Raw genomic sequence first — 4594 nt, 5'->3', positions numbered from 1 at the left:
CTCAAGAACCGCGCGGATCAGGTTGTGTTCAGCGGACGCAAGACGCTGACAGAAAACGCGGCCAAGATTTCTCCCGACGTCAAGACAGAGGCAGAGAAGAAGCTCACTGAACTCGAGGACCTGGTACGTGACAACAAGACCTCGGACATCGAAGCGAAGATCGACGAAGTGAACACTGCGTTCTCCAAGGTTACCGAGGACTTGCAGCATCAGGCTGGCCAGCAGCAGGAACCGGCAGCTGCTCAGGAGAATCAATCTGAGGCTCAGCAGCCCCCGCAGGACGGACAAACTGTCGAGGGTCAGGGGACTCCGAAGCAATAAGAACGGCAATTCAAGCCAAGCGCCAATTCCTGAGTGGAGGTCGATGTGGCAACTGATCGAGACTACTATGATGTCATGGGAGTGCCCAAGGGGGCCTCCCAGGATGACATCAAGAAGGCCTATCGTGAGCTGGTTAAGAAGTACCATCCCGACCTCCATAAGGACGACCCCCAAGCACCCAGGCAGATGTCAGACGTCAATGAGGCGTACGATACGCTAAGCGATCCTGCGAAGCGACAACAGTATGATGCCTATGGTAAGGCCGGCCCCACTGGTTTCCCGGGTACAGGTCAGGCTTGGGCTCCTCAGGGCGGCGGTTCCGGCGAGACATTCGGGGGTTTTGACATTGGAGACCTCTTTGGCAGTTTCATGGGGGGGTTTGGTCGTCAGCAGACCGAGGAGAGCTCACACGGACGGGACCTCAGCGTCAGCATGACTCTTACGCTGGAACAGGCTGTGTTCGGTGTCAAGGAAGAAATCCAGGTCAGACGGTACGATACGTGTGCGACCTGCCACGGCACTGGAGCAGCCTCAGGCACGTCTCCTAAGGTGTGTCCTACCTGCAACGGCAAAGGCGAGGTCCGTCAAGTTCAAGATACCATCTTCGGGCGGGTCGTGACTGCCGGGGTTTGTCCTACGTGCCGCGGCGAGGGTAGGGTCATAGAGTCGCCATGTTCGGCCTGCAAGGGTTCTGGTGTCACGAAAGCCGACAAGACCATAGAGGTGACGATTCCTGCAGGTGTCGACAGCGGCATGAAAGTACGTATCGCAGGACAGGGAGATGCCGGCAAGCATGGCGGTCAGTCTGGCGACCTGTACCTCTTCATAACCGTCCAGCATGATTCCCGGTTTGAACGGCAAGGGAGTTCCCTGTATCACACGGTCCGGGTGTCGCCTGCCAAGGCAGTACTCGGAACAACCATCGCGGTGCCTCTCGTGGAAGGCGGAACGGAGACTGTGACGATACCGGCCGGAAGCCAGCATGGTGCCGAGGTACGAATTCGCGGCAAAGGAGCTCAGGCGGTCGGAGAACGACGCCGAGGGGACTACATCGTTCGGATCGAGATAGGTGTTCCCAAGACTCTCACGGCTGAGCAACGGAAGCTTTATAAACAGCTTGCCGATATCGAGAAGTAGTCACGTTGAATCGTGTGCAAAACGGGCTGGGACTCTGCCGACCCGTTTCTTCGTTGTCGACACGGAATTCGCTCATTGCACAGGCGGGGAGTGGCGTGTATACTTGACGTTGGTAGCTCTGGGCAGATGAGGACAGGCTGCCGGAGACGAGCGTGACAGAGCCAGAATTAATGATGAGAGAGATATAATCGGTGTCAGCGAAACGGATTAGTGACGCAGTTGGCGACTGTCCGGCTACTCGATGTCTCGAAGCTGCTCTTGTTTCTAACCGGCTGGCACATGCATATCTTCTTGTGGGAAGAGACGAGGGCGCCAAGCTTGCGTTGGCGGCAGCTATTGCCAAGGCGGGCAACTGCCGGGGTGACCACGGTCCGGGGGAATTCTGTGACGCGTGTCCGTCGTGCCGACAGGTGGATGCAGGGGGTTCGGCGAACATAAGGATTTTTGGAGACTCAGGCGTTCTCAAAATAGAGACTGTCGACCAATTTATCTCGTATGCATCGGTCAAAACCGCGTCGGGCTGCCTCAAGGTGAGCGTTTTCCGCGGAGTGGATTTTTTCACAGATGTTGCGGCCGACCGGATTCTTAAGACTATTGAAGAACCGACTTCGGGTAACGTCTTTCTGCTGCTTTCTCGGAACAGCAGGCGCGTTTTACCCACGATTCGATCGCGGGTCCAGATCATGAAGGTCGAGCAGAGTACTCAGGAGGCCGTGGATTTTCAGGATATGACCTCCACTACCGGCGAGGACGCCTGCCTCGAAGTCTTGCTGGAATTTGCCAAGGCGAACAAAAGCCTCTCCGAGACCGTCAGTCGTCTCCTCAGGATGGACAGTCAGAATAGCCTCCGAGACAACGCGACGGGGGGTTTGCAGACGATCGCACTTTTTATGAACAGTGTTCTGCGAGCGAGAGGAAAGGTTTCCCCTCTCGCCGGAATATCACTCTCTACGGAACCTGAACTGGCCCGAGTGAACTTCGTGCTGGACGAATCCAGGGTTGGGCTCTTTCTGGACCATCTGGGGGAGCGCCTGAAGCACATAGAACAGAACGTGAACCCTGAACTCGTCCTGACAAACGCCCTGCTGGAACTGAGGAGAATGACCACTCATGAATGATCCCACTTTTATGTTGTCGGCGAGTTGCTCCTCGCCACGTTTTCTGAGTGCTCGTTCGGCCAAGTCGTACCAGACGTACATGGTCGAAATCAGCGACAATGCTGCGTTGCTCCCGGGTGACGAGATTCTTGCAATTGGCAGCGACAAGGAGCTGATGCACGTCATCATCGGCTACCCAAGGCACGATACATCAGGAAAGAAGCGGGCTGCGGGCAGCCTCAAGTACGTCCGTAAACTTGTCCCGACTGACGTCGAGCGCCTTGAGGAGAATCAGCGAAAACAAGACACAGCGGTGATTCTGTGCAAGGAGCAGGTGCGGGCGACCAGACTCGCAATTCACCTCGTGAACTGTGAACTCTCGTTTTCGGGCAAACAGTATGTGTTCTATTTTACGGCCGAAACCCGTGTCGATTTCCGAGCCCTTGTTTCCACTCTATCCCGGTCGCTGAAAGCTAAGGTGCAGATGTGGCAAATCGGCTCCCGCGATGAAACCCGTTTCTTTGCTACGGTCGGCATGTGCGGGCGCGAGCTATGCTGCAACTGTTTTCTGAAGGAGATCAAACCGGTCAGTCTCAAGTGCGCCCGGGTGCAGAACTTGAGCTTGAACCCCAACAAGATAACGGGCGTCTGTGGCAAGCTGATGTGCTGCCTCAGATACGAGACCTATGAGTACACCGACGCGTCAGGACTTGACGTCAAGAAGAAACCCAAGGAAGGAGCCACCCAATAGAGGAGATGGCTCGAATACCAGAGAATTCCGCAATGCAACCAGGATCACCGTTGTTATTGCGATTCCAGGAGCCTGTCTAGTGGTTGGATTCTGTTTATGAGCATTGTGGTCGGAATGAGCGGGGGCGTGGACTCTGCTGTCTCTGCATTGCTCCTGAAAGAGCTTGGTGAACATGTCATCGGGGTCACTCTGCACTTCTCTCAGCACAGTGCCTGCTGTGACATTGGTTCCACGCGACGGGCGAAGGCCCAGTGCGAATACCTTGGAATTGCCTGGCACAATGTCGACGTGAAGGACCGCTTTGACTGCCAAGTCGTCCAGCCGTTCTGGCAGGCGGTAGCAGGAGGAGCCACTCCAAATCCTTGTGTGTTCTGCAACGAACACGTGAAGTGGCAGGGATTGCTTGATGTAGCCGATGAGCTGCATGCCGATCTTGTCGCGAGCGGTCACTACGCGGGAATCGTCCACAGTGAGGATGGGGACCAGATCTGCCGCGGCATGGACCAGGCAAAGGACCAATCGTATTTCCTGTACCGACTTTCGGCAGAGCAGCGTCGGAGGGTCCTTTTCCCTCTCGCAGGGCGCGTCAAGAGCGACGTGATGGCACTGGCCTCCCGATGGTTCAGCTCTGATCTTTTGGCAAGTCGCGAGAGTCAGGATTTGTGCTTTGTAGAAGGCCTGGTCAGCGAAGAGATCCGTCGTCGCTTGCCATGCATGCCCGGAGACATGGTCCTGACGGATGGAACCGTCATCGGGACGCACCAGGGGCTGGCGTCATATACGGTCGGCCAGCGGTCGGGCCTCGGCATCAGTGCCGCAACACGGCTCTATGTCGTGGAGAAGCGACAGGCCACAAACCAGCTGGTCGTCGGACAACGGAGTGCATGCATGAGGGATGCGTTTGAAGCCGTCGATCTGAAATGGCAACACATTCCCACCGGCAAATTGCTACACTTCAGCGCAGATGTCGTGGCACGATACAGGTCAAAGCCAGTCAAAGGCTGTATCGATAGGGTTTCTGGGGATAAGGTCTCCATTCATCTGGCCGATTCGTTGTTTGCAGTCACTCCGGGACAAGCGGTTGTCTTCTACGACGGTCGATGTATAGTTGGCGGAGGAACGATAGTCTAGGACTTGTTCTTGACGTTCTTGTACGAATTGTGGTAAAAAGTGGGAAATTGTGGTATACTTACGCCATGAACAAGGAGAACTGTTTCATCGGCGAATACCGCTACTCCGTGGACGACAAGGGACGAACGATGTTCCCTGCCCACTACCGGTGCGACAC

At 55.8% G+C, this 4594-nt stretch carries 5 protein-coding genes; all 5 read left to right on the top strand.

Translation table 11 applies throughout. The annotated features are described in order from the left end of the window. The coding region (locus SMC5_RS05585; RefSeq protein WP_165848996.1) for an Hsp70 family protein at positions 1-321 on the top strand (321 nt) is incomplete at its 5' end. A 45-nt stretch (positions 322-366) separates the two neighbouring features. Next, a complete protein-coding gene (gene dnaJ / locus SMC5_RS05580; RefSeq protein WP_119119928.1) occupies positions 367-1458 on the top strand; it encodes a molecular chaperone DnaJ in 1092 nt (363 codons plus the stop codon). A gap of 191 nt (positions 1459-1649) precedes the next feature. Beyond that, positions 1650-2576, top strand: coding sequence for a hypothetical protein (locus SMC5_RS05575; RefSeq protein WP_119119927.1), 927 nt, complete (start codon positions 1650-1652; stop codon positions 2574-2576). After that, positions 2569-3306 carry a regulatory iron-sulfur-containing complex subunit RicT gene (gene ricT, locus SMC5_RS05570; protein ID WP_119119926.1) on the top strand — a complete coding sequence of 246 codons (738 nt, stop codon included), beginning with the start codon at positions 2569-2571 and terminating at the stop codon, positions 3304-3306. The genes SMC5_RS05575 and ricT overlap by 8 nt, the downstream gene beginning before the upstream one ends. A gap of 96 nt (positions 3307-3402) precedes the next feature. Continuing rightward, positions 3403-4437, top strand: coding sequence for a tRNA 2-thiouridine(34) synthase MnmA (gene mnmA / locus SMC5_RS05565; RefSeq protein WP_119119925.1), 1035 nt, complete (start codon positions 3403-3405; stop codon positions 4435-4437). Positions 4438-4594: the final 157 nt, after the last annotated feature.

This window comes from Candidatus Cryosericum odellii (genome assembly GCF_003570935.1).
GTDB lineage: Bacteria > Caldisericota > Caldisericia > Cryosericales > Cryosericaceae > Cryosericum > Cryosericum odellii.
The sequence above is the reverse complement of the archived record's forward strand: the minus strand, read 5'-3'. Positions and strand labels throughout refer to the sequence as shown.

Excerpts from the sequence above, each read along its gene's own strand:
- mnmA (WP_119119925.1), top strand. The coding sequence starts at position 3,403 with ATGAGCATTGTGGTCGGAATGAGCGGGGGCGTGGACTCTGCTGTCTCT.
- ricT (WP_119119926.1), top strand. The coding sequence starts at position 2,569 with ATGAATGATCCCACTTTTATGTTGTCGGCGAGTTGCTCCTCGCCACGT.